Source organism: Flavobacterium sp. PL002 (assembly GCF_054165825.1).
Genome location: NZ_CM135110.1, coordinates 3,476,405 through 3,502,475, shown reverse-complemented (window position 1 = coordinate 3,502,475; position 26,071 = coordinate 3,476,405). Strand labels below are relative to the sequence as shown.

Below are 26,071 nucleotides of genomic sequence, written 5' to 3'. Positions count from 1 at the left end.
CAATACTTTCTTATGAAAAATTTAAACGATATTCTGATGGTGAAGAACCTATTTGTTCCTTAAAATATTTATTAAATGTTGATTTACTGCTAAAGCCACATTCAAAAGAAAGAGACTCAATTGTCAAATTGTTGTCTTCTTCGAGACGCTTTTTTGCATATTGTATTCTATATTCTCCAATTACTAAATAAAAATTCTTACTCATATGCAAATTAAACAATCTTGTTAAATGATGTTTTGGTATTTTGGATTCTTCAGAAAGCATTTCAAGAGTGATATCCGATTTTAGAAACAATTGGGTTTCTTGAAAAAAAATAGTTAACTTTTCTTCTAATTCTTCCATCATCTTAGAATTTTCTACTATATAAGGAAAAGTTCTATTGAGATTTTTAATTTCTTTATGGTTTTCGAATAAATAATACACTACAACAAAAATAGCTGAACCAATTAGTAAATTGATTAAATATTGGCAATTGAATCCCCAGTTTTTAATGATACCCATGCTGTTGAAAAACAAAACGATTGTAAATAGGCAACCCATAACATAAAAAAACTTCAATAAGTGCAAGAGTTCCTTTTTTATTTTTGAATAGTGAGTCCGTTGTTGTGATTTTCTAAAAAATACAACTAAATAATAACCCACCATAGAAATAGAAATAAGAAGGTAATAAACCGAAACAAAGGAGAGTGGTAAAGAATTATCCCAATTAAAAACCCTTAAGGCAATTAGCAATCCGTAACAAAAAAAGAGTACAGGGATAATCAAATGGGAAATAAAAGTCTTTATGGGAATACCATAAGCAATGGCATAAATTAGTGGTCCATAAATAAGTCCTAGCGGTAATATTTTAAAATAAAAGCTTAAAAAATGCGTTAGTAAAAATACAAAGCAAAATTTAATATATTTAGTTGATTCGTGCATATTATATAAAAAAAAATTAATGTGTTTTAGTGCAGTTTTCTAAATTCTAAAATAAAAACGAATATTTGTTGAAGCATTTTATTAATCCGTAAAAGTATCAATAAAATACTGCCAAAATAAGTTTTGGCTATTCATATTCAGGAATCCTAATAGATTAAATAATCAGTTATTCTTTGCTGAATAAAAATCAAAGTATTTTATTTCAGTTACTTAAACCACATCTTTCAGCTTTAATTCTTTTTTGATTTTGAAGATTTATATTGTTCTAAAAAAACAGTTGGAGGGAGTCCAGTCACCTTTTTGAATACCGCCGAAAATTTACTATGTGATGAAAAACCCGATTCTTGTGCCAAATAACTTATTTTATAATTGGCATAGATGGTGTCATTTTCAATTTTATTGATAATGTAAAAAATCCGAAGTTCATTGATGTAAGAATTAAAATCCTTGCCTTTATGTAGATTGATTACATACGAGAGATATTTAGAATTCGTTTCCAATAATGTAGACAACGAGGAAAGTGAAATTGAATTATTGGTAAATTTATTCCCCAATTCAAATTTCCTTAGTTTGTCAACAAGCAGTTCTTCAACGGCTGGAGACATCATTAATGTGGATTGTTTTTCTTCAGTTTGTAATTTTTTGTTTTCAGATAAAGCCTTTGAAATTTCTGATGCATTGGATTGTAAATTTCTTTCTTTTAGCAATTTTAGGATTTGTTGAAATTTTTTCTTTTCTCTTTTTTTGTGAATAACATAAAGTATAAAAGTAAAGGACAGTATGAAAAGGATGAAACCCAAAAGGTATAAATAGTTTTCTTTACTCTTGGAAGATCTTTGTGCTTCTTTATTGATTGAGGACACAATTTTGTCAGCACTTTGCTTGTTTTCCTTAATTTGACTTTGCACAATTATATTATACAATTTGTTGTAATGTTTGTAATTTGGCATGTCTTTGACCAGATCATAATAATTAGAAAGATCTTGATATACTTCCGTTTTCAAAGTTGTGAAATCTACTTTTTCTGCTATAGCTGCTGCTTTTAAAAAATAGTTATGGGCTTTGTCGTAATTTTTTTGACTAAAAAAAACTTTTCCTAATCCGTCATAAATAAACCCTTTTAACGGAGAGTCTTCTGCCGAAGCTTTTTCTAAGTAAAGAAGCCCTTCTGAATAGTGCTTTTGTGCTATGTTAAAATTGAAATCAAAAAAATTATTTTTCCCTAACATTTCTGCATTTGTAGCTAGCATAAAATATTTGGTTGGATTTTCTGGTAATTTTTTAAATAAGGAATCTGCTTTTTTTAGACTTTCAATAGCTTTTTGAAACGCTTTGTCCTCCATTTCATAGTACGCATTTTCTTGATAAGCGGTGGCTAGAAAAAGATAGGCCATATTTGTATCGCTGATCTTTTGTGCTGCATTCATTCCTTTTGAAAGAAACCGTTTTCCAGCACTTTTTAAACCCGTAGATCGATATTGTGTCGAAAGAAACCCTGAAATTCGAGCAATCCATTCGTAATTATTGGTTTCCTCGGCTAATAAATTGGCTTTTAAGGCATACTCAATCGCTTTATTGATCTGACCTTTTTTGGTATAAATATCAGCAGTTAACATCAAAGCACGAAGCTTGTTTCTCTTTTCAGGTGTTTTCCGATAAAGCGAATCGGCAATACGCAATGCTTTTTGTGTGTCAGTACCAGAAATATTTACGGCAGTATTATAAAAAACACTATCAAACTTTTTTTGTTGACCATAAATTAAATTAGGACACATGAATAGGAAAAGTAAAATAGAACTTATGTAAAATAACTCGCGGAAATATAAAAACTGAATAGACTTTTTTCTGAAAAGCATAAATATAAAATAGGAAATTCAAATGGTGTACAAATTTAGTATAAATACTGTAAATACGGTGGTTATAAGTGTTATTGTTTATTTTCAAAATCTACAGTTTTTTCTACATCAGATGAATTTTGTCTAATTTTTATTTTCGGGTTGTCTTCATTACCCATATTTTAAAATTAAAACAGGAAGAAGAATACTCTGGTTTAATCAATTAATAAAAACTTTGAAATTTACAATCGGTCGCTATCTTCTTTAATAATGTATAATAAAACATTTAATTACTACGGAATCTTTATAGGTAACGGAGTCCATTTCTCGAAGTTAGTAAAAACAAATTCTCACTAGCTAGATTACGACCTTGATATTACAAAAATAACGGCATAACTTTACTTACAACTACATACAGATTAGCACTGGCTACTACCATGAATTCCACATAGCTAACTTCTTTAAATCATTCATAAAATGGTTTGTAAATTGTCCAGTCAAGGTCACAAAACCCCAACAGATGTTGGGGTTTTTTTATGTTTTACAGTCAAAAGTAGCCTAAAATCAACTAATTAGAGCTAATATAGGATCATAACGAAAACCTGTGGGGAAGTAAAAATTAGGCATATATATTTGTTAGCCTAAAAAGGAAGAACTCGATGTTTCTTACTCCTCTAAATTGAGACCTAAAAGCTTTTATCTTTGCGTTAAAAGATTCTGCAGACGCATTTGTACTTCTGTTATCAAAGTAGTTTAGTATTGTTTGATAATGATTCTGTATCGTTCTAGATATTGTATTAAAGGATTTAAATTCTGCTTGATTTACTTTTTCATGCCATTTAGCTAATCTGGTTAGTGCGTATATTTTATCAGTTGTGTTTTCAAAAACATTTCGTAAATCTTGAGCTAATCCGTACGCTTTTTCAATATCGGGGTATAATTCGAATAGCAATTTGGCTCTTTCCGTTTGTTTTTCTGACCATTTTGATTTGTTTTTATACAAGATGTATCGACTTCGGGCTAGTAATTGCTTAATGGTATCTCCATTTGATAAAATTGTAGGTTCGAATTTTTTCTTGTTTTTCTTAGCTTTTTCTATAGCCTCGTTTTCGTGGTCTATTGCTTGCCAACGGTATTTTATTCTTATTTCTTGTAAAGCCTCTGTAGCTAGTTTTTGTACATGAAATCTATCAGTAACTCGTGTTGCATTTGGGAAGCATTTCTTGGCGATTAGACCCATATTTCCTGCCATATCTAAAGTGATTTCAGTGACTAAATTTCGTCGCTTAATTGGGATTTTTTCAATGATTGAAATTACTGTTTCAGCTTTAGTGCCAGCAATCATAGCTACTATAGCTCCTTTTCTTCCTTTTGCAGTTTTGTTTGTCAAAATAGTATAGAGTTCACCATTGGATAGTGAAGTTTCGTCTATAGACAAACGTTTGCCAATATTTTGGGCAAATAGAAGCCATTGTTTAGCATGTGGTTTTTGATCCCAAATTTTAAAATTACTTAAAAATCCTTGTATTGATGTTGTAGATTTTTTCCTTTAACTCCATAAAAAGAGGCTATGGCATTACAGTCATTAGCCTTGGAATCTATTGATCTCTTTTAAAAAAGACGCAAACTCTTGTGTTACTCGAGTTCCGTCTGCTACTAAATTCCAATCTCTAAATACAACTTTACTAGTGTCTTCATTAAGCCATCTTCTGCGTGTGATATGAAGATAAACCTGATGTCCTCGAATGGGAAAATCTTGAACTGTTATTTCATCAAAGAATCCCTTGGAACTTAGTTTCTCATTACGATATTCTTTAGGGGGGGAATTAATCTCTTTTAAGTATAAATGCAAAACTTCATCTGCTTTCTTGTATGAGGTTAACTCAAAATAGTCAACAATAATTTCGGGTAGTAATAATTTGAGAAGTTCGGTAAAAGAATCTTGCATTTGTATCTTATTTTTAAAAACACAAATATCCCTTTTTTAATATTTCCCCACAACTTTTAGACTTGATCCCTAATATAGCAAAAAAACATCAAAATACTACATAGCTTCCAATGCACAGTTTAATGCACAGTTGAGCGCACTGTAGTTTTCACCCTTACAATAACAAAACCACCTTGTCTTCAAATCCATTTAAAATGTAATTTGCAATTATACTAGTACTCCTCATTATTTCCTCAACTCCCCTGTAACTCAATGTAAATCTCAATTTGAAATAAACGGCCTGACGAATAATAGCTTTGGGATAACAATAACCTTTGGTGTTCATTTAATATATTTTGAAGCTTTAAAGATAATAGTTATTAAACAGACGCGACAGAGCCATTATATTATGCTATAATGAATTACGGAGAATTAAGGCGCATTTATTCTCTATTTGCTCTTTTTTATTCTTCAGAATCATTTGAGCCAATATTTTTCCCATAGCTTCAAAATTGGTCGAAATAGTGGTAATTCCGTTTTCAACGACTTTTTTGAGCGGCGTATCATTATAAGAGATGATTCCGTAATCAATACCTAATTGTAGTTTTTGTCCTTTTGAAGTTTCAATAACATGCACTAAATCCCTGTCATTAGGAATAATATAAGCCTCTCCACGCATAATTACTCTATTAGAAAACTTGGTGATCACCTCGTACTGCAATGAGAAATCATTGCAAAACTTTTCAAACCCTTCTTTCATTCCATTTGGTTCTCTAAAACCTGGAAAAATCATAATCAATTTCTTGTATTTCTTTAGCTTCCCCTTCCCTTTAAGTAGCGCATCATAAATATCTTTCCTATGATTCTGATAAACAGCAGGGTACATTCTCAATTCAGGATTTGTTTGGTCTAATATATATACCTCATTAACTGGTAGGGTTTTTATAATTGCGGTTGCCTCCTTTAAGTTTGTTGGCATGACGATATATTTGGTATAATTTCCATTTGCATCATTTATCAGTTTATTAAAAACTTGAATATTAAAATGATGAAAAAAAATATCCACCTGCACTCCCTTACCTACACTTTTTAAAAAGGAATTATAAAGATCCTCTTTAAAGATGTTTAATTCATCAAATAATAGAAAAATCTTTTGTTTTATAGTAGTTTCAGTGCTTTTTACATAATATCCCTTACCAGGAATAGCGTAGATAATTCCTCTTTTTTTTAATTCGTCATACGCCTGAAGCACAGTGTCTCTAGACAAGCACTGTTCCATACACACCTTGTTTACTGATGGTAATTTTTCTCCTTTTTTAAGATTTTCTTCCTCAATTGCCTTTTCTACAGAGTAAATAATTTGCTTGTATTTTGGAATACCAAGATTGCTTTGAATAGAAATTATTTTCATAAAATAGTTTATTTTTTTGCAAGATACAAAAACCGGTAGGTACTAGTATGCCAAATAAGTCTTTTGTTTTACTTTTGATTTTCAGCATTTAATAAAAAAAGAATGAAAACAAAACACATATCACATTTAATATCTAATTATTTAGTGAAATTCTTCGGTTTATTAGCTAACGGAGATAGCGTTCACTCTTGTGAATTAACAAATAAAAAAGGAATGTCTCTGCAGCTAATTGATTTAGGCGCTGCAGTTACATCATTAAAAATACCTTTAAAGAATGGAGAAGTTATTGATGTCGTTTTGGGATTTGACACATTAGATGATTATGTAGAATCTTATAATTTACAAAGCGCACCTTACTTTGGTGCTACTGTAGGACGGTTTGCAGGCCGCATTAATAAAGGCCGATTTGTTTTGAATGGCAAACAAACACAATTAAAGATAAACAACGGAGAGCATTCCCTTCATGGCGGTCCTAATGGCTTCAGTCAAAAAATTTGGGAAATTGTTGAAGCAACGGAAAACGGTGACCCATCCATAAAATTAAGATTGATAAGTCCAAACAACGATGAAAATTTTCCAGGAGAACTAGTAGTTGAACTTACCTACACAGTATCTGAGGAAAATGAATTAATTATCGAATATCAAGCAACTACCACAGAAGATACCATCATTAATTTAACGCATCATAGTTATTTCAATTTAAATGGCCATAATTCATCTATTTCAGAACAGGAGTTAATCATCAACTCTACTAAAATGTTAGAGACTACAGAAGATAATATCCCAACAGGTACTGTTCTAGATGTATCCAAAGGAATATTTGATTTTAGTACTCCTAAAAAATGTCCCTCTAAAATTGACAATACTTTTGTTTTAGAGTCAACAAATGAATTTGTAGCCTCCCTTTTCAATAAAAACAATAATTTAAAAATGACCGTTTACACAAACCAGCCAGGAGTGCATATATATGTTGGCGGTGATTGTGCAAAGGTTTTAAAAGGGAAGAATAATGCAGATTACCATCCCTTGAGTGGTATTTGCTTTGAAACTCAAAATTTTCCGGACGCTCCAAATCATGATCATTTCCCTACTGCAGTTTTGAAAAAAGGAGAAGTGTACCACCACAAAACTAGCTATAAATTTCAATCTTTTTAAGTCTATACTACTATGAATGACATTTTAATAAACAAGACGATTAGTAGTTTTCAAGAAAACTTTAATTCAAAACCAGAAAAAATAGTTCTTTCACCAGGACGAATAAATATCATAGGGGAACATATAGACTACAATGATGGCTATGTTTTGCCAGCGGCTATTGACAAGATCATTTGTTTTGCTTTCGAAAAAAACAATTCAAATACGTCCAGAATAATCGCTTTGGATCTTGACGATGAATTTGAAATTGATCTTACGGCCGAGGTTCAACATGACGAAAAGGTTTGGACAAATTACATAAGAGGTGTTATCCAACAATTAAAAAATGGTGGATTTCAATTTGAAGGTGTCAACTGTGTTTTTAGTAGTGATATTCCGGTGGGTTCCGGATTATCTTCATCGGCTGCTTTAGAATGCGGTTTCTTATTTGGAATAAACGAATTATTTAATTTGAATATAAAACCAATCGACATTGCTTTATTAGGTCAAAAAGCAGAGCATTGGGTGGGAATTCATTGTGGTATCATGGATCAATTCTCTAGCGTAATGGGCAAGAAAAACCAAGTTGTAAAGATTGACTGCCGAACATTAGAATATACCTACCATGAAGCTAATTTTAGTGATTATTCGTTAATTTTATTTGATTCGAATGTAAAACATTCGTTAATGACATCAGCCTATAACGAAAGAAGAGAGCAATGTGAAGAAGGCATTGCCATTGTACAGCGTAATTTTCCCGAAATAAAAAGTTTTAGAGATTGTACTGAACAAACTATTATTGATCTAAAGGAAAAAATGAGTGCCGATGTGTACAAGCGTTCGCTGTTTGTAGTAAAAGAGATTAATAGAGTTATTGAAGCTTGCAAAGCCTTAGACAATGGTAACATCGCCCTTTTAGGCGAATTAATGTTTGCAACGCATGAAGGTTTGTCTAAAAATTATGAAGTAAGTTGTGAGGAGCTAGACGTTCTAGTAGATTTAGCTAAAGCAGAAGAAGCAGTTATAGGGTCTCGATTAATGGGTGGCGGTTTTGGCGGTTGCACTATTAATTTAGTCAAAAAAGGATTTGAAGATGAAGTAAAAGCAAAATTTTCAAAAGCTTATTTTGATGCCTTTAACATAGAATTAAAAATTTATGATGTTACCATTGGAAACGGAACATCACTTTATAAAAAATAATTATCATGAAAAAATTTGACATAAACGAAGATCCACATAGAAGGTACAATCCATTAATAAACGAGTGGGTTCTGGTATCTCCGCACCGTTCTAAACGCCCATGGCAAGGACAAAATGAAAGTATTTCTAAGGAGGAATTACCTGCTTATGATCCTACTTGCTACTTGTGTGCAGGAAATGTACGTGCTAATGGTGAAGTAAATCCAGATTATAAACAGAGTTTTGTTTTCGAAAATGACTTTGCTGCCCTAAAACAAGAACCTATTGATTTTCAAGAAGATAAAAACAACTTGTTTTTTAAAGCACAACCAGAAAGAGGTATTTCTAAGGTTGTTTGTTTCTCACCAGAACACAATTTGACCTTACCAGAAATGACTGTAGATGCGATTAGTGATATTATTGCTACTTGGCAAAAAGAATATACTGATTTAGGAAGCATCGATTACATCAATCACGTACAAATATTTGAAAATAAAGGTAGTGTTATGGGTTGTAGTAACCCGCATCCTCATGGTCAAATTTGGGCGCAATCTTCACTGCCAACAGAGGTAGAAAAAACGCAAGCCAACTTACTAGCATACTATAAAAAGCAGGGTACAAACTTGCTTCAAGATTACTTGCACGAAGAATTAAAACTTAAAGAGCGCGTGGTTGTCGAAAACGATCATTTTGCTGCACTAGTACCTTTCTGGGCTGTGTGGCCATTTGAAACCATGATTATCAGTAAAAGACACATTACTAAAATAACCGAATTCACTACTGACGAAGCAACGGCTTTTGCTAGTATTTTGAAGCAATTGACAACACGTTACGACAACCTTTTTGAAACTTCATTTCCCTATTCTTCAGGAATTCATCAAGCGCCTACAGATGGTGAGGAACATCCTGAATGGCAATTCCACATGCATTTTTATCCGCCATTATTGCGTTCTGCAACTGTAAAGAAATTTATGGTAGGTTATGAGATGATGGGAGAATCACAAAGAGACATCACTGCTGAAAAAAGTGCTCAAATGCTTAGAGACCTTTCTGACGTTCACTATAAAAACAAATAATTATGAAAATTGTAGTTACTGGAGGTTTGGGATTTATAGGTTCGCATACCGTAGTCGAATTGCAAAGCAAAGGCTATGAAGTTATTGTTATTGATAATTTATCAAATGCTACCGAAGCCGTTTTACAAGGAATCACGGCAATAACGGGAACGACTCCCCTATTTGAAAAATTAGATTTACGTGAAAAGGCGGTGGTTCAAGACTTATTTAAAAGACATCAGGATATTAAATGAGTTATTCATTTTGCCGCTTCAAAAGCAGTAGGAGAAAGCGTGGGTAATCTATTGCTTTATTAGGAAAACAACATCAATACATTAGTATATTTACTTCAAGAATTAGAGAAAAAAGAAGATGCTCATTTTATCTTTAGTTCTTCTTGTACCGTTTATGGTCAAGCCAAAGTGATGCCAATTGATGAGAACACGGCCGTTCAAACCGCGCTGTCTCCATATGGTAATACCAAGCAAATAGGTGAAGAAATTATATCAGATGTAGCAAAAATAAGTGGTATCAACGCTATACTGTTGCGTTATTTTAATCCTATTGGAGCGCATCCCACAGCAGAAATTGGGGAATTACCGCTAGGTGTACCACAAAATCTAGTACCGTTTATTACGCAAACTGCAGTTGGTTTAAGAAACGAACTATTAGTGTACGGTGATGATTACCCTACTACTGACGGAACATGCATACGTGATTACATTCATGTAGTAGATCTAGCTAAAGCTCATTTAGTTGCGCTAGAGCGCTTACTCGACAAGAAAAATAGTGAGAAAGTAGAAACATTTAATTTAGGTACTGGTGTAGGAAGTTCTGTTCTAGAAGTTATTCATGCATTCGAAAAAGTGAGCGGTAAAAAACTCAATTATAGCATTATTGATCGCAGAGCTGGTGATTAAACATCAACGCTTTCTTAGCAAAATGGTATTTTTTCAAAAAAAAAATTATATTTTGAATCACAAAACTATTTTAAAATCATATCTCGCTGTAAACTAAAATTAACAATTAAATATTCGTATCATTCACGTCGCATATTTAAAATATGAACAGTAAGGAGTAGTGATAATAATACTATTTATAAAAAAGTCCAATTGTCAGTTCGAGCGCAATGTCATTAAGTTAAGTAATTTTCATATTGCATCTTTCTGATTTTTAAGCACTAAAAGTCTTTTTCGATTGAGATATTTACCTGCTTCTCGTTTGTTATTCCGATTTAATCTAATTGGAATTGTATTTTTAAGAAATAGATTTTCTAATTCTTCGAATACTTCATCCAAAGGTGTTTTTTTAAAAAGCAACTCTAGTATTCTATTTTTTAAAAAACCGTAAGACAAGTTTGTGTTTTTGTTCTTTAATTTTAAGTCATCTTGTAAGTCATTTACAATGGTTGATTGCAAATTACTTATTAATATCGTGCATAAAAAGTCCTGTTCTATACTTGCTTTGGGATAACCCGTGAAGTATTCCAATTTGAGTTTGTTTTTCAACTCGTCGTAAAATGTCTCAATGCCCCTGTCCTATCTCAAAAAGAATAATTCTTTAAACATATTGGCTGGAAAAGTTTGACTATCCAATAAAGATGTCATCAAAACTTCAATTTCTCCATTAGACAAAACGATTCTAATTAATCGAACTTTTAGCGATGTCTCTTTTGTGTATTGCTTATCAACTATAGCGTGTTTTTGATTTGGAAATAAATCAACTATGGCTGATTGTTTCTTGCTTGTTACAAAATCTTTTATTAGGTCACTAAGGGTAACACTTGTTCTGATTAAATAATCTATATTCTTTTAAAAATGTTCATACTGAAAATCATAACCCGCGTAGCCTCTATCATATATAATCAAATCGTTCTTGGTCCAATAATCAGAATGTTTCAATGCCAATTGTCTTTCTCCCAATGCTGAATTATTCAACGAAGAATCCAATGCGAGACGATTCAGTACGTCATACAAAACAGAAGCTCTTCCTTGCACTAGAACTGTTTTAGTGTTGTTTTTTGATACTCCAAATACATTTTTTAAATTCTCTGTATAGGGTAGAATAACCATAGAACCATCAACTGCAAGGAGTCTATAACCATAAAATAGTTGGACATTTATATTTATTTCAACATAAGTGTTTTCCATAATTACTTTCGATAAATATTTAAAAACCTCTGGATTTATCTTTTGTCTTTTCTGAACAAAAGCACTTTTAGTAAAATTTTTAATAGGCTTGGATTCTAGTTTTGAATTAAGATGATTTATAAAACTATCAATTTCTATTGCTAAACTTTTTCTCCATAAATTGAACATGAAAAGTAAATACTCTAGTAAAATATCGAGATATAGTTTAGAAAAAAATAATCTAAAATTTTCTCTCCACATTAAATAAACGAGCTACCCTCCGCCAAAATATAATATGGATACTCTGAAAACATTGGAATAACTTTACTTAAAATTAAAAAAAGATTTGTACTTTCTAATAAGAATTCAATATATCCAATTTCAGTAAATCTTTCATAAAATGGTTCGTAAATTTTCAAGTCAAGATCATAAAACCCCAATAGATGTTGTTATTTTTTATACCCTAAAATTAAAAATTCCTTTAAGTTCTTTCATACGAAGAACCTAAAGGGATTAATTATAATTTTATATACTAAAAACTATGGAATGAAAATCACATAAATTTGACTATAAAGTATTAAAATCTGCAATACTAATAACCAAAAAAAAACTTGATAATAATTAAAAATGATCTACACTGCTTAAATCATATTATTCTATGTCAATAAGTTTTTTTTAAAAACTGAAGTTATATCCACAAAAAAAATATAGCTTAAACACTGGTTTAGAACAATAAAAACAAAAAGATTTAGATTAATTTTCTATAAATAAACGATAAGGAAATACGTTTGATGAAGTGTTTTTCAATTGTTTCATAAAACTCTCACATAAGTAATCCCACTCGGTTTCAGAAATATGCTCTTTTTCTTCCCTATTTACTTTTAAATAAACATCAACCGTACGACTAAAACCTGCTTTTACAGAAATCTCTTTTCGAGTACCTTTCTCAATCTTAAGATCACTAATACTACTCTTAAAGTGATTAAATCCAAATGCTTTTATATCAGCAAATGTAACAATTCTACCACGTGTCAATAAAGCATTACGATAAGCTAAAATTCGATCTTTATTATTTTGCTTATTCATACCTCCCACAGTATTTGTCATCAATGTTGCTTCCTTACTAACAAATGATAAATCTTCTTTAGATTCTAAAAATGTCCCTGCTTTAATATCATTACCCTCTTCCGCACAAGTTGACCAATAGTTTATTGCAAAAGATTTTCCAATTGACTCATCAAATTTAGGCTTGATCATTAAATATGGAGCATTATTTTTAGAAAAACTACTTTCTTTAGCTTGTTGTTCTACGGAAGCCAACAGTTGATTAATTTCAACTAAAGAACTATTCATAAAATCTTTACCCAAACCGGCAAAAGAGGAACTCTCGTCCTTTAGTAAATCCAATACATTTTGTAATAACTCTGAAGCACTTCTAGAATCAAATCTTGAAACCCCACCTGTTCTTAGTACAGCATTCCCCTCTTCTATAACTCCATCTTTAAATTCTTTAATCTCATAATGATTATTATAACCATCTAAAACTGTATCAACATCTAGGTATATATTGTTATCCGTTTCGAGTGCTACATATGATAGAAAATTCCCGAGTGTCTTGTTTATTGTATGTCTTTTTTTATTAATTACTGGAAAGCAATTTGTTGTAAAAGACACATTATCTATTATTTGTGGAATTAAAGATTCAGGAAATACCATTTTAACCCAAATGATAGTGCTATCGTTATTATTTGTTATTTCTTCAAAAAAACTATATTCTGCACTATATTCGTTAAATGGTTTGTATTTTAACGCTCCTTTTAATGTATAAAAATTATCGAAATAGTATTCATTCACCTCTTGCATTACTTCATTAAGATGTGTATAATTTCTATTAATAATACCTTCTATATCGAGATTATTAACCGGCACATTATAACCTACTTCAACATTGATTTGTTTATCATCATGAAAACATTTCATTTGCTTCAAATAATAATGAAACATTTCTTTTTGATGCGTGTTTTTAATATCAATATATAGCATTAAATCATCGAGTTCAAATACATTGGCGTTTTTTAGCTCGATACCTAAAAATACTATTCCTGACGGTAATGTATTAGAATAATTCCTAACTGCATCTTTGTAAAAAAGATTAGAAACTTCGAATAAGTTTCTTTCATAAGCAATATATTTTACCTCTGCAGAAGCTAATTTTACTTCTAATGTAGGGGAAAGTGCTATTTCTTTAGTGATTGGCGCTAATGGGTTATAAATATTATGAATTCTTCTATTTACCGACATTTGATTTTGCAATGAAACACGCATATTATTATCAATGGGTAATGCATGCATGATTGCTCTTGCAGGTTTAGCTCCAGCAGTAACTTCAGGAAACATAATTTCAAGAACCCTTTCAACTACGCGGGTTTTAGAATCTTCTAGTTCATGTGCTACCTTTTCTAATTCGTAGGATAAAGCATTAAGCATCATTGATACCACAGGATCAAATGAGGTTTCCATTTCAACATCTGAAAAGCCCCAAGATCTAGCCGCCCTCTTTAATACTCTGTCTTTAATTCGTTCTTGTCTCATAGCTTATTTGATCAAAACTCAAAGGTTTATTGTCTTTTTTAATAGCAATTCTAAAAAAATTAATTTGTTTTGCTATACTACAATTTATAAGTTTATTCTTGGACTAAGATATAATTTTCATTCAATAAATAAGTAAAAATCACCATGTTTTTTCTAACATTAGAAAAAAACACATTTTATGACATTACTATCAGTATTTTGAGGGTAATACGATATTTAGACTTTATAAAAACTTTTTTAGAAAAACTCACCATCATAGATTGAAATTCCATATAATTGTTGACAGCCTTAAAGTTTGCAAATTTGCTATATTCGTTTATGAAATTATGATTGTTATCTTGATTTGGTTTCTGTGATGTTTCCGATACTGATTTAACATTTCATTGGTAATATTTCCTGTAAACTAACATCCAAAACCTGTAGCACAAAATGACGATCCACAATATCACCTTTTCAACTCTATAAATTCAACTTGCAATTTCCCTAAATAACAACCTTTGATTAAGTTAACCAAGTTAGTGAAACCTCGATGAGGACAGCATTTAATATACGTGGTGATATAATCCTGATAAACAACTTTTAATATTTAGCTATCTACCACTTCACGCATTTGTATCAATATACTGTTACATCTAATTTTATTTCTTCTTGTAAAACTACATATCTATATTTTGTAGAACTAACTATATGAATCGTTAATATTAAGGCTAAATACCCCATTAATCATTTGAAAATCAGGATATAAAAGTATATTTCAGAAGCAAAATGTATAACTTTTAATTATTTATAGGATTAATAAAAAACCACAAAATAGTAGATTCGTTAATTTATAGTTTATGACTCTTTAAATAGAAAAAATTTAAGAAACATTCAAGTAAAATCGATGAGACTTTTCTTAAATAACACTTTCAGGAATATAAAAGAAGCGCAAATTCATGAGACTTTACTCTTCTCTTTAAATTTAGCTTTGTTTTAAAACAAACTCAAAATCTTAAATATTTACTATCTGTCGTACTCCCACGTATTGTTCACATCGATTTTATCAATTGTTAACTCTTTGCTTCCTTGTTTAAAAATAAGACGGCGATTTGTTAAGTCTTCATTCATGCGCAATATAATTTCTATGGGTTGCGAAGTATCACTTTTTTTGAATAAATCGAAAATTTCCTCTTCATCAATTTCTTTAAATTCAAAAACAGTTTTAACTCCTTTAACATTTGCTATCATGAATGACATATAACTTGGTACAGCTCTTTCTTTAAATTCATTTTTTAAAAGTACCTCGTCAAATAAATTCTCTGCTTCACCATTAAACATTTTTAACCCAATTTTTTCAAACTTATGACCTGCAATTTCAATTTTTGCTTTCCAATTGTATTTTTTACGATATGTATCCCAAAGTCCAAACTGAATACCTCCTTTTTTCTCATAATTTTTTTCTAATAGATCATCTAGTTTTCCTAAATTAGCAAAAGCCACTTTTTGAATTGCTGTTGGATTCCCTGGTAAATAATCGCTCATAGCAATTAAAGTATCATGTGCTTGATACCTTCCTATTTCAACTTGATTCCCTACTCCAGATAACCAGACTACAACTATCCCTCCAGGAGCACAGCCTACGTTTATCTGAGAATAAGTTATTTTTTTACGTGTATCATAATGAACAAAACCTTCTATAAATAACTTAAGAATCTTTTCCTTTGGTAAATCCCAAGCACCTGTATAAAATTTATTTTCTTTAAAGGATGCCCAAGTCACCTCTAATTTCACGGGTACTGGTCGTAATTTATTTCCTTGTAAATGTATCGACCCCGTTTTACCCCAACCATTGTTAGCGCTGCCAGAACATGGGATGTAAACACTTTCTCCATCTTCAAAATACAAATTACCACTATGAATATTCATAGGGTACAACTCTGGCGCACTCTCAGTGGGTAACCAATCAAATTTTTCTTGCATATCGTTACATGAAATTGTTAATACTAATGATAGTAAAAAAATATAAATTTTAAATTATGAATTTTTTGCATTTTTTATAAATAGTCATATATTGAGTTTCCACCTAGAATTATATTTAAAAATAGCTCCAACATTAGTCATTTTATCCACTCCAGCACTTTTAGAAATATTCATGGTTGCAGAAGTACTAATATTTTTTCCTACGGTAAATGTAATATTCTCTCCCGCATTCCAAGTAAATTTCTTAGGCGTATTCACACTAATATTCCCTTGACCATCCATCTGCCAAGTATTTCCAGAAGGATCTTCAATCAAAATACTTCCCTCACTATCGTTCATGATAATTTTAGTTCCTGAGCGGGTGTGAATGGCTTTTACGTTGTTCTCGCCATCGGCATACCCACTGGATTCGCTACCATTGTACTGACTTCCTAAAACATAAGGATTTTGTGCATTATTGCCTTCAAATCCTACTAGAACTTATTCGCCTATTTCGGGGATGAAATAAAATCCTTTTCCAGGCCCTGAGTGCGGCTGTATCATACGCATCCACTCGCTAGTGGAGCTGCCACTTTCCTAATTAAAAATTGGGAAATTTACTTTCAGTTCATGACTTTAAATAATATCAAAAAAAGTGCAAAGTCATGAGACTTTGCGCAGCGGGGTGCGGTTGGAGCTTGCGCATCCAATTACTCTTGGTGCTACCAACTGCCCAGTAAAGTTTTACTTTTACACGACCTAAACCTTCGGTTTTACAATAATTTTTTTGAATAAAATGAATACGAAAAAGTGCATTAAATTCATTAAGTTTATAATAACACAAAACGCAAAGTCAGGAGACTTTGCGCAGCGGGGGTCTGCTTTGGCGTAACTAGCAACATCGGTGTAAGGCGGTGCGGCAACATCAGATGGGGTGGCTTTGAATTTATAGCGATTGTGGAAAACCTACTTCCATCTCTTACACAACATTGACTAAGGTTGTCAACTACTCGTCATTCACAGCACACCTTTGCGCAGCGGGGGCAATTATTATTTGTTAGTGTTCTATAGTCTTTTTTTTAAAACATCGTTAATTTTCTTATTTATCCAGAAAAGTGGCAGCAATAAAACAACTAAAATAGACATAGGAATTAAAAAATAAACAACATAAACAAAAGTTGGTCCTTGACCAAAACCATCAATTACAATATATGTTATGATAATTAAATTAATTATTATAAAAGCAATAATTACTCTACTGAATGTTTTAAGAATGTGCTCCCTTCCAAACCATCGATATGCAATATAAAATAAAATAGCACTTATAAATAAATTAAATAAAAAAACTAGAAAATCACCTGTAGAATATATTCCATGTACGTGCTGATTCATTAATAATTTTCTAAGAACACGACCAAGAGGTGTAAGTATTCTGGATCTTTTATCGAAATCATAATAATTAACTAAATATTCAAACACTAAATGATATATAAAAAAATAAGATAGTATATTTATTATCAGCTGTTTATTTTTCATTTTCTTGTATTTTATTATACTGAGGGATATTACCTATGTAGGTAACTGGCTTAGTTTCATATTTAGCTAGAAATTTATTGAAATCCGTTCTTACAAATTCCGGTTTCATTATAGTTGTATCACCTCCGTTTTTTTCGATAAAATCTGACACATTTTTAATTAATTTATTCCATGTAGAATCTGCAATTGTTAAATAATCTTTTACTGCAAAATCTTTTCTCCCCAAACTTAAATTTACTATTGTAGATGTTGGCCATATTCTATCAATAGCACGAGCGAAGAATCTGTAATTTCCTTCTTCATCTTTGTGGATGCCAAATTGCCTATGTCCTGAAAAGGGTTGGGTTTCACTTTCCTTAGTAACAATAGTAGTAAATATCCAACACATTTCAAATGGTTTGCATTCACTTTCGAGAACAGCACCATGGTCACCTATAATATCTTCTACAGTGCCACCGCCTGCTTCGATAAAAAAAACTGTACTTCCAACTTCATGTTCCCATCTTCTCAATTGTTCTTTAGCATACGCAGGATCATCTTCCTTTATATAAGGTTTAACTCCCACCTACCATTTACCTCATTATGAAATGGTTCAGAATGAGAATCAAAAGTAACATCACCTTTAACAAGAGTTAAGAAGTTTTTTCTAATTTTTTTGTATAAAACGACTATATTATCATCTGCAAACTTTGGTAATTTATTTATTCTAACAGAAAAGTAATCCATATTTACCTTTTCACTCATAATATCATCATTGCCTTTTAAGTATTGAATACTCCCATCAACTTCACTTAACTTACCAATTACTTCCTGTGAAACTTGATAATTTAATAATTTCACATAGATTTCTTTTATTGCAGGAAGTTTGGGCTCTACATCTAAATAAGTTCCTTCACTTATAGGTAAGTCCACATTTTCATAATTATAAGTAACAGACATAAATAATTTTAATTCAGCAAATTCATTAAAATATTTTGCTAAACCTTCGCTTAATTGAAAAGATATAACTGCTTTATTTCCTGTTGCTAATACCTCAGTATATGGTTTTGAGGTATATTCTTCTTCCGGATCTAATTTGTTATTTTTATTTATATCATTCCAAGTAATATATTTAATCTCTTTATTTTTTTTTGGATATTTTCCTGGTACAGGTATCAACATAATTCTACCTATAAAATATTCATTTCCATCAAATTCATATAATTTAAAGGAAATCATTTTCTGTTTGTCATCAGGAAGAGTAGTTTCAGGAAATTTTGTAGTCATTTCTACTTGAAAATAAACAGTATCTCCAAGCTTAGCTTTTGTTATTTTTTTATTTCCTTCATAGTCAGAACTCCACCAGCCTTTTTCAAAATATTTTCCAAAAAGAGGTGCATCTTTAGGTTCCCCAAAAGTACTTACACCATCTGCAGTAAAATAGCTTCCATTTCCTGCATTAGAAGTAAATTTATCAGTATATACGGTCCATGTCTCACATTCAATACTATTGGTCTCCCCAACTATTCGTATAATTTTTCCACCTTCCATAATTAATGCATTCTGGTACTTTCGCCACCATTATTTTCAAAATCTCCTTTGGTATGAATTTCATTCTTATTTTTTGAAGTAACTTTCTTATCTTTAGATTCATCACTTACCTCTTTTGCTTTAGATTTCCTTTCTCCTTTTGCCTCTTCAAAAATATTCGCTGCCATTAAACGATAATCTCCTCCTGCATTTTGTATCATGATTGCTCCTGCAACAACGCTATGATTGACCCCAGCACTTTCAGAAATATTCATGGTTGCAGATGAATTGATATTTTTACCTGCAGTCATCGAAATACTTCCTCCAGCATTCATCGTAATGTCATTCGGCGCATTCACACTAATATTTCCTTGCCCATCCATTTGCCAAGTATTTCCAGAAGGATCTTCAATCAAAATACTTCCCTCACTGTCCTTCATGATAATTTTTGTTCCTGAGCGGGTGTGAATGGCTTTTACGTTGTTCTCTCCATCAGCATACCCACTGGATTTACTACCATTGTACTGACTACCTAAAACGTAAGGATTTTGTGCATTATTGCCTTCAAATCCTACTAGAATTTCTTCGCCTATTTCGGGGATGAAATAAAATCCTTTGCCGCCACCAGAGTGTGGTTGTATCATGCGCATCCAGTCGCTTTTGGCGCTTGCTCCTGCCCAATTAAACTGTACTTTTCCACGTCCCAATCCTTCCGGTTCTTTGTAAACTTTAAAGATAAAAAAAAACGCAAAGTCTTGAGACTTTGCGCTGCGGGATTAAGACAAAAATTTTAAAACTTTTTACGTTTCCTATCTTTTGTGGGTTCCATACCAATAGAATCATTATCCGCTGACCAGTGTAAATATTCATTACGAAGTATTCTTAAATCTTTTTGCTCTTGTATCTCTTGCTTATATGCTGCAAGTAACTTATCCCCTTCCTTTACACCTTTGTACTTTTCATGAATTGCACCATACCATGCAAATTTATACGGTTTACCATTATGTAAAACATATTCTCGCAAACGTTTTTTTACCCTCATTAACAGCGCATCACCAGTAATACTGTATTTAGTCTTTTCCAACTTGGCATTATTAAAAGGTACTTTTTGAGCCGAAATTGCCCATTCTGACATTAAATGTAATGGAATATAACTATATGTTTTTTTTAATTTTCGAGTACCTTTAAGCTCATTAGGACTAAACATAGAAATTTCTAATTGTTTTTCTAAATACCAAGACTCATTAATTAATTTAGTTACAAGTTCATTTATTTTATCCATAAAATCTTTTTCAATAATTTTAACTACCTCAATTCCATCATTATAACTCCCTCCAACATCTGAGTGCACACCTGGAAATTCTCTAGTTTTACCTACTCTAGTTTCAGTAAGCGAAAAATTATTACGGTGCTCATTTTCAGCAGTAAAGTGCATTACTGATTTTGCTTTAGATAATGTATGCAACGGTATTTCGGTAGCATCATTATCAAAATTAGGAAGTGCAGTAGCGTACTTAGAGTAAGAAGATACTGTATCAAAGAGTCCTAAAAAGCGTACTTGTACTGAGCCCACTTTTATATTCTTCTTTGCTAAATAATACCCCAAATAGCCTGCTTTGTTTTTAAAATTTACAGAACCTAGATTGGGCTTTTTACTAATTTCATCTAGAAAAACTCTGGCAGCTGCCGCCCCACGACTAAAACCAAAAACATCCAAGTACAGTATTGGTATTACTTTGTTTTTTTGGTTTTGTCTCAATATTGTATTTGCTAACTTTTCGCAACCTTCCTCTACCTTACCTATAATTCCGGTATTGCCTGTGCCGAATCCAGCACCCAATACCGCATCTCCTTTTTCTGTCTCTGTACCAACTCCATCCACATATACAGCTAATTCTACAGGATAAACATCATAAAGTCGTGCTACATTCGACCAATCATTATGATAACTGCTACTCTCCTTCAATCGTCCATTCCTATCATATGCGCTTGCTGAGACGGCTTCTTTGTCTGTTAATTTTTTACCTCTATTCCGTTTATTATAATACTCTTTAGCATTACTATTATTCATATTATTATTAGTGCCATCAAAAAAAATACCGATGGTTAGATCTGTAGATTTTACTATTTTTTTGGGAGGTGTATAATCTCCATATACTATACTCATATTAATTAAGTTTGCCTGAATCTTGACAGAATTGAGTTAGATTATATTTTTTCTCTCCTTGTTTTATACATAAACTGGTTATCCATGCGTCATCCTCTTTTTGGTCAGAATCAATTTTAATAACCATCTCAGCAGTCTTATTTTTATCAATTAACTCTTTAAATAATGTTCTAATTTCGGTTTTACCAAAATCTATTGGCATTTCATCTTGTCCGCCACCTTCCTTAAGATATTTTGCCCAAAATTTATCATCTTTAGTAAATGCGATCCTTGAAACAAACTTTTGCTCCTTTTTACCATTAGCTACTGACCAAAAAATTTCAAATGTAAAAGGAATTGCTCTACTTTTTTGATCTATTGGTCTATCATAAGGATCTTCGATTTCTCCGTTGCACATTTTAATATATATCGAACTTATTTTGCAACCATCCGGCAAGATAATTTTGGGCTTCCAGTTGTATTTCTCTCTGTATGCCTCATACATCTCTGGTGCTGGATAACCATATAGCTGAAGCTGCTCTCTAACTTCTTGAGAGATAACAAAATTACTTTCAAGGCTTAGTTCACTATAACCATCTTTAAACATGTATTTTTCACTTTCTGTAATAAGTTTAGGGTCTATTGTAGTTTCATGAGCCTGAAACCTAACTATTTCTACTTGCTTACCAGCTCCAGCGACCCATACAACAACCATTCCTTTTGGAGCAAGACCTATGTTTATAGATGTATATGGCTCGACTACTGCTTCTGATCCAGTTATCGAATAAAATCCTTTATCAAACAGTTGTTGTATTTTTTCAGTAGGGAGCTTCCAATCGCCTGTATAAAATTTATTATCTACATAAGATAACCATGTCATATCAAGTCTATCAGGCAGTGGTGCCGTTATATAATTTACACTACTGCCAGCACCCCAACCAGCATTACTAAATCCTCCCATTTGGCTAAAAAAATACCCCCCTGCAGCTCCTGTATATACTTCTATAGGATATTCTCTTGGTGCAGATACATTCGCTGACCATTCATATTTTTTTTCCATGCACGAACTTATTATTATTGCACAAAGCAATAAAATACTATTTTTTTTCATCTCTACTTTACTGCACTATGCGCTATTATTTTTTTTCCGCTAAGTAAATTCAAATTTCCTTTTGTTGATTCGAAATTTAATTTATTGGCATTCTTTACAAGTTTACCACCAACTATTAATTGAAATGCGTCTAGTACTTTGATCTTAATATTTTTTGCGCGTTTGGTAATTGCCATAACTTTTTTTAAATTAAAACATGTTTGATTTTTCGGTACTATTCATCTCTATAGTTTTTCCACTTTGTAACGTCATATTTTCTTTTTGACTAAAAATAGTAACTTCTGATGCAATTTCACTTGAACTATAGGCTTGGCGTACAAAATCTTTTTCGACAATCTCTGTTCTGTTATCTGAATTTTCAATTATATCTCCAGCTGCAGATTGAGTTAAGTCATTACCCGCTGTTTGATTAATATCATTATTTGCAGAATTATCCATATCTTCTCCTGCACTCACAGAAACATTTTTACCAGCTGTAATATTTACATTTTCCCCAGCATTCAAAGTAAAATTCTTAGGTGCATTCACACTAATATTCCCTTGACCATCCATTTGCCAAGTATTTCCAGAAGGATCTTCAATCAAAATACTGCCTTCGCTATCGTTAAAGGCTATTTTAGTTCCTGAGCGGGTATGTATTACTTTTTGGTCGTTCCCATCTGAGTTATACCCACTGGATTCACTACCATTGTACTGACTACCCAAAACGTAAGGATTTTGTGCATTATTGCCTTCAAAACCTACTAATACTTCTTCGCCTATTTCAGGGATGAAATAAAATCCTTTTCCAGCCCCTGAGTGCGGCTATATCATACGCATCAACTCGCTAGTGGTGCTACCACTTGCCCAGTTGAAGGATACTTTTACGCGTCCTAATCCTTCGGTTTTACAATAGTTTTTTTGAATAAAATGAATACGAAAAAGTGCATTAAATTCATTAAGTTTATAATAACACAAAACGCAAAGTCAGGAGACTTTGCCCAGCGGGGTTATACTCAATCAATTTTTAGCTATATTTGAAAACAGGATTAAACTATAAAAAATTTAACCCTGAAATTTTAAACTTACACAGATTTTAGGATAGTGTCCAAAAATTTTATTTGATTATTTATTTTCACAAAAACAAGGTTCTTTTTTATTAAAAATACAATATGGAAAACGAACATCTATAGAGTCTTTTAAAGTATATATTTTGGTACTATCTATTACTCCGCTTTTGTTGTAGTATTTCCATTCTCCAAACTTGTAATTATTTTTTACTTCTCCATTTTCCTTTACATGAGTTACTAGATACTCTAAATTTTTATCTTGTACATAATAAAACCTTTCCCAATTACCATTTCCAGAATAAAATTTATTTTTTAAAGGATAGTAAGAAAAATCAAGCTTTTCATAATTTATATTTTGATTATTAGTTTTTATATATATGTTGGATAAATTATTATATAAATAATCAATATTTCCTTTTCCATCAAAATCATAACCCTCTGAATCTAATGGATATCCATCTTCTATAATATTTACAGCAGTAAAAATGCCTTTGTTTATTGATGAAATTTTTAGTTCGTTATGATTTTTAAACCTTAAAATATTTATTATAGATTTAGTGCTTTTATTCTTATCTAATAATATGTTTTCTTTAATTCGATAATTTGTAATAAAATCTTTTAAGGAAATAACGAAGTATTTATCTTTTGTAATTTTCCTTTTATCTTTTTTTATAATTAAACTATCCAAATCTTCTTCATAGGAATTGTCTAAAAACTTTGTTTCATCAGAATTACTCAAATTGTAGTTTTTTACAATTGTTACTATTATTTCTGATTTTTTACTGTAATTATATAATTGTTTGTCTTCTTTTAAAATTGGTATAGGTATTGAAGGTGTTACAATTTTATAAGTATTACAACTACTATATAAAAATATTAATGTACCAACTAATGATAATATAATTTTGTTTCTTCTTGAATAATTTTCCATTGATATTTATTAAATGATTTTTTAATAGTTATTCCAGTAACATCTCTAATTCCATCACAATTGACATCGTCACTACTATAATCCATAATGTTTTCTGTTAACGCCCTAGTAAATCTGATATTATTTTTAACAATTAAATTTTTCTCATCATTTTTATTTTTAGTATATTCTTGCAGTGTTTTATCTAATTCATTTTTTGCATTATCAAATGGCTTTTTATACTTTGTATATTCTTCACTATTTACACTTATACTATCAAAATATCCTTTGTTTTCACGAGCATTTCTAAAAACACTCCATTGATTATCAATATTTGTTTTACCTACTATGATTTTTTCTCTAAAATTAACGACTTCATTATCAATATTACTTTTTTCAGTAGTTAAATTTATTAAGTTGCAAGATGAATCTTTAGCTAAAAAAGTATGATCTAAACCTAGTGTATGAGCTATCTCATGAGCATATGAAGTTAGATGATGTAAATTTGTTTTAAAGATAATACAATGTTTATTATTTAGTGGTATTGTGTAAGAAGAGCCTCCAGCATCTTTTGTGTTTAAAGGACACAGATAGAGTAATATGCATTTTTCTCTATCAAGTCCATATAATTTGTTAGCTTGCTTATTAAATAAGTTAACACTTTTTCCTGAATCAACTTCAAAAATACTCTGTTTTGTAATAATTCCTTTTAAATTGACGTATTCATCATCTGGTTTGGAAGTCATAGTATTATAACCCTTATTAGCAAGATTAAATGTATTTGTACTCAAAGGCATCTTTAAAACTTTTCCACTTGTATCCACATCTATTAATTTTACTTGAATTAATCCTTGATTCAAACTTTGTTTATTTAAATAATTTTCTAAACCTATCAATCCACCTATTTTTGCCATTTCGCCATCAATAACTGCTTCTGAAAATAATGGATTATCACTCACAAATGCTTTTATAACATATACATTTATAGTCAATTCATCTACATCTTTATTTTTTAGCACATTCATCCTACCTACAATATCTCCTTTAGATGATTTTATTTCTATTGTAGCATCTTTATCTAATGTGGCATCGCAAAATATTTTTATTCTAACACCATTTATTGCATTGGTAATTGGTATTTTGTCCGGTACCACTCTTAAAAAGGGACTGCTAGGGACAAATATCATTTCTTCATTTCCGAAATCTACACTATCAGAAATAAAATCAATAGGAGCTTCAATATACAATTCTACATCTTTGCCAATAATAGTTTTATGATCTACAAACATGGAAAGCCATGGTGAGTAATATGTCCCGTAAGGTTTTGAAGTTGTTGCGTTAATAGTTTTAATTTCAAAAGGTTTATATTCCTTTTTCAAATCTTCCAATCCTTCAATACAAGTACCCGTAAGATAGTCGTCCCGCATATAATCCCATCCAAATTCTCCTGTGTAACTTGGACTTGGCAATCTCCTAAACAAAACTACATATTCAGGAGTTTCTGTTTGTATTAATTGTGATTTAATTTCAGGTGCATCCTTTGGCTCGCCAAATACAACTCCATTTTCATCTCCTATCTCGGTTACCATTTTACTAGAGCTAAAAACAATATTCTCATCAGAATACATATGATGTGCACCTATGGTAGTTTTGGTTATTGTACCTCCAACAATTCTAATTCTACTCAT

Annotated in this window: 24 protein-coding genes and 1 pseudogene; 4 read left to right on the top strand and 21 right to left on the bottom strand. The window is 31.2% G+C overall.

Features of this window, described 5'->3' with window-relative positions; translation table 11 throughout:
• Window positions 1-10: 10 nt before the first annotated feature.
• From ACVEGE_RS15275 to ACVEGE_RS15255, 5 genes are all read right to left on the bottom strand, one after another.
• Window positions 11-502, bottom strand: coding sequence for a helix-turn-helix domain-containing protein (locus tag ACVEGE_RS15275; protein ID WP_458008573.1), 492 nt, complete (start codon window positions 500-502; stop codon window positions 11-13).
• A 650-nt stretch (window positions 503-1,152) separates the two neighbouring features.
• Window positions 1,153-2,697 (bottom strand): AraC family transcriptional regulator, encoded by a 1,545-nt coding sequence (locus tag ACVEGE_RS15270; RefSeq protein ID WP_192501675.1) that lies wholly within the window; start codon window positions 2,695-2,697, stop codon window positions 1,153-1,155.
• Window positions 2,698-3,376: 679 nt separating this feature from the next.
• Complete coding sequence (locus ACVEGE_RS15265; protein WP_458008653.1) at window positions 3,377-4,258, bottom strand: ISAon1 family transposase; 882 nt, start codon at window positions 4,256-4,258, stop codon at window positions 3,377-3,379.
• Between the two features lie 84 nt (window positions 4,259-4,342).
• Entirely contained in the window at window positions 4,343-4,705 is a 363-nt protein-coding gene (locus ACVEGE_RS15260; RefSeq protein ID WP_458008540.1) for an ISAon1 family transposase N-terminal region protein, read from the bottom strand.
• 391 nt (window positions 4,706-5,096) lie between these two features.
• Complete coding sequence (locus tag ACVEGE_RS15255; RefSeq protein WP_173857366.1) at window positions 5,097-6,095, bottom strand: GntR family transcriptional regulator; 999 nt, start codon at window positions 6,093-6,095, stop codon at window positions 5,097-5,099.
• A 102-nt stretch (window positions 6,096-6,197) separates the two neighbouring features.
• Here ACVEGE_RS15255 and ACVEGE_RS15250 point away from each other — a divergent pair, with 102 nt between their 5' ends.
• The 4 genes and pseudogenes from ACVEGE_RS15250 to galE all read left to right on the top strand — a co-directional run.
• Window positions 6,198-7,250, top strand: a complete 1,053-nt coding sequence (locus ACVEGE_RS15250) for an aldose epimerase family protein (RefSeq protein ID WP_192501537.1) — start codon at window positions 6,198-6,200, stop codon at window positions 7,248-7,250.
• Between the two features lie 12 nt (window positions 7,251-7,262).
• Window positions 7,263-8,429 (top strand): galactokinase, encoded by a 1,167-nt coding sequence (galK, locus tag ACVEGE_RS15245; RefSeq protein ID WP_192501536.1) that lies wholly within the window; start codon window positions 7,263-7,265, stop codon window positions 8,427-8,429.
• Window positions 8,430-8,434: 5 nt separating this feature from the next.
• A complete protein-coding gene (locus ACVEGE_RS15240) occupies window positions 8,435-9,484 on the top strand; it encodes a UDP-glucose--hexose-1-phosphate uridylyltransferase (protein WP_173857369.1) in 1,050 nt (349 codons plus the stop codon).
• A 2-nt stretch (window positions 9,485-9,486) separates the two neighbouring features.
• Window positions 9,487-10,380, top strand: a pseudogene (gene galE / locus ACVEGE_RS15235) (UDP-glucose 4-epimerase GalE); the annotation flags it as partial.
• Window positions 10,381-10,614: 234 nt separating this feature from the next.
• Here the strand turns inward: galE and ACVEGE_RS15230 are convergent.
• The 16 genes from ACVEGE_RS15230 to ACVEGE_RS15155 all read right to left on the bottom strand — a co-directional run bounded on the left by ACVEGE_RS15230 (window position 10,615) and on the right by ACVEGE_RS15155 (window position 26,071).
• Complete coding sequence (locus tag ACVEGE_RS15230) at window positions 10,615-10,953, bottom strand: hypothetical protein (protein WP_458008572.1); 339 nt, start codon at window positions 10,951-10,953, stop codon at window positions 10,615-10,617.
• Between the two features lie 321 nt (window positions 10,954-11,274).
• Complete coding sequence (locus tag ACVEGE_RS15225; protein ID WP_192501535.1) at window positions 11,275-11,781, bottom strand: hypothetical protein; 507 nt, start codon at window positions 11,779-11,781, stop codon at window positions 11,275-11,277.
• A 564-nt stretch (window positions 11,782-12,345) separates the two neighbouring features.
• Entirely contained in the window at window positions 12,346-14,184 is a 1,839-nt protein-coding gene (locus tag ACVEGE_RS15220; RefSeq protein ID WP_192501534.1) for a type VI secretion system baseplate subunit TssF, read from the bottom strand.
• Window positions 14,185-15,186: 1,002 nt separating this feature from the next.
• Complete coding sequence (locus tag ACVEGE_RS15215) at window positions 15,187-16,143, bottom strand: DUF2931 family protein (protein WP_192501538.1); 957 nt, start codon at window positions 16,141-16,143, stop codon at window positions 15,187-15,189.
• Window positions 16,144-16,227: 84 nt separating this feature from the next.
• Complete coding sequence (locus tag ACVEGE_RS15210) at window positions 16,228-16,482, bottom strand: hypothetical protein (RefSeq protein ID WP_192501533.1); 255 nt, start codon at window positions 16,480-16,482, stop codon at window positions 16,228-16,230.
• 141 nt (window positions 16,483-16,623) lie between these two features.
• Window positions 16,624-16,686 carry a hypothetical protein gene (locus ACVEGE_RS15205; protein WP_370566995.1) on the bottom strand — a complete coding sequence of 21 codons (63 nt, stop codon included), beginning with the start codon at window positions 16,684-16,686 and terminating at the stop codon, window positions 16,624-16,626.
• Between the two features lie 501 nt (window positions 16,687-17,187).
• Window positions 17,188-17,658, bottom strand: a complete 471-nt coding sequence (locus ACVEGE_RS15200) for a hypothetical protein (protein WP_192501532.1) — start codon at window positions 17,656-17,658, stop codon at window positions 17,188-17,190.
• Window positions 17,648-18,223, bottom strand: a complete 576-nt coding sequence (locus tag ACVEGE_RS15195; RefSeq protein WP_192501531.1) for a hypothetical protein — start codon at window positions 18,221-18,223, stop codon at window positions 17,648-17,650. Before ACVEGE_RS15195 ends, ACVEGE_RS15200 begins: the two co-directional genes overlap by 11 nt.
• Window positions 18,202-19,188 carry a hypothetical protein gene (locus ACVEGE_RS15190; RefSeq protein WP_192501530.1) on the bottom strand — a complete coding sequence of 329 codons (987 nt, stop codon included), beginning with the start codon at window positions 19,186-19,188 and terminating at the stop codon, window positions 18,202-18,204. Before ACVEGE_RS15190 ends, ACVEGE_RS15195 begins: the two co-directional genes overlap by 22 nt.
• 2 nt (window positions 19,189-19,190) lie before the next feature.
• A complete protein-coding gene (locus ACVEGE_RS15185) occupies window positions 19,191-19,874 on the bottom strand; it encodes a phage baseplate assembly protein V (RefSeq protein WP_192501529.1) in 684 nt (227 codons plus the stop codon).
• 83 nt (window positions 19,875-19,957) lie between these two features.
• On the bottom strand, window positions 19,958-21,334 hold the full coding sequence (locus tag ACVEGE_RS15180; protein ID WP_192501528.1) for a T6SS phospholipase effector Tle1-like catalytic domain-containing protein: 1,377 nt from the start codon (window positions 21,332-21,334) through the stop codon (window positions 19,958-19,960).
• Between the two features lies 1 nt (window position 21,335).
• Window positions 21,336-22,373 (bottom strand): DUF2931 family protein, encoded by a 1,038-nt coding sequence (locus ACVEGE_RS15175; RefSeq protein WP_192501527.1) that lies wholly within the window; start codon window positions 22,371-22,373, stop codon window positions 21,336-21,338.
• Window positions 22,374-22,426: 53 nt separating this feature from the next.
• Complete coding sequence (locus tag ACVEGE_RS15170) at window positions 22,427-22,600, bottom strand: hypothetical protein (RefSeq protein WP_192501526.1); 174 nt, start codon at window positions 22,598-22,600, stop codon at window positions 22,427-22,429.
• Between the two features lie 13 nt (window positions 22,601-22,613).
• Complete coding sequence (locus ACVEGE_RS15165) at window positions 22,614-23,129, bottom strand: DUF2345 domain-containing protein (protein WP_192501525.1); 516 nt, start codon at window positions 23,127-23,129, stop codon at window positions 22,614-22,616.
• Between the two features lie 399 nt (window positions 23,130-23,528).
• The gene (locus ACVEGE_RS15160; protein ID WP_458008571.1) at window positions 23,529-24,404 is read right to left on the bottom strand and encodes a hypothetical protein; all 876 of its coding nucleotides are present in this window, start codon (window positions 24,402-24,404) and stop codon (window positions 23,529-23,531) included.
• Window positions 24,362-26,071 (bottom strand): hypothetical protein, encoded by a 1,710-nt coding sequence (locus ACVEGE_RS15155; RefSeq protein ID WP_458008570.1) that lies wholly within the window; start codon window positions 26,069-26,071, stop codon window positions 24,362-24,364. The genes ACVEGE_RS15160 and ACVEGE_RS15155 overlap by 43 nt, the downstream gene beginning before the upstream one ends.